The organism is Bacillus sp. FJAT-26390 (assembly GCF_001682865.1).
Taxonomy (GTDB): domain Bacteria; phylum Bacillota; class Bacilli; order Paenibacillales; family Paenibacillaceae; genus Pristimantibacillus.
The window spans coordinates 1-565 of sequence record NZ_MAQX01000026.1 but is presented as its reverse complement, the minus strand read 5'-3'; the positions used below and the strand labels follow the sequence as shown (position 1 = coordinate 565).

The 565-nt window shown below is 54.0% G+C and carries 1 pseudogene; it reads right to left on the bottom strand.

What is annotated here, in order from left to right:
- Positions 1-565 (bottom strand): annotated as a pseudogene (locus A7975_RS34270) (Ig-like domain-containing protein); the annotation flags it as partial.

The following is a 565-nucleotide window of genomic DNA, read 5'->3' as shown; positions in this document are numbered from 1 at the left end:
GCCATTCAGCGTCGCCGTGCCTTCATTAAACGTTAGGGTCGCCGTCCGGTTAAGCTTATCTCCGTTGCTCACGCCGGTTACGATAGGCGCTGCCTTATCGATTGTAAAAGCAACCGTTGTGACATGTCCCAGCGCATCCGTTACGACCAGCACGTATGTACCTTCCGCGCTGATCACAGAACCGCTTGCAAAAGCATTCCCGTTTAACGTAGCCGTGCCTTTGTTAAAGGTCAGCGTAACATTCGTATTAACCAAATCCCCGTTCGCAATGCCGGTTACAACAGGAGCCGTTGTGTCCAGCACGATCGTGTCGCTAAAGACGGCAGCATTTCCGGCCTCGTCCGTCAGCTTCACATACACGGTTTTGATTCCATCGCCGCTGCTCAGCGTCCAAGCTTTGCTGCTTGCCAAAGCTTCAGCCGTGCTCCAAGTGGCATTATCATTCGAAAAAGCGATCGTCAGCCCATGCAAATCGGTTCCCGTTACAGCCAGCGTGACTGACGCTGAGGCCGTTTCAGCTGCGCCACCCGCAATTACAACGCTTCCGCTTGGCGGCGTTTTATCG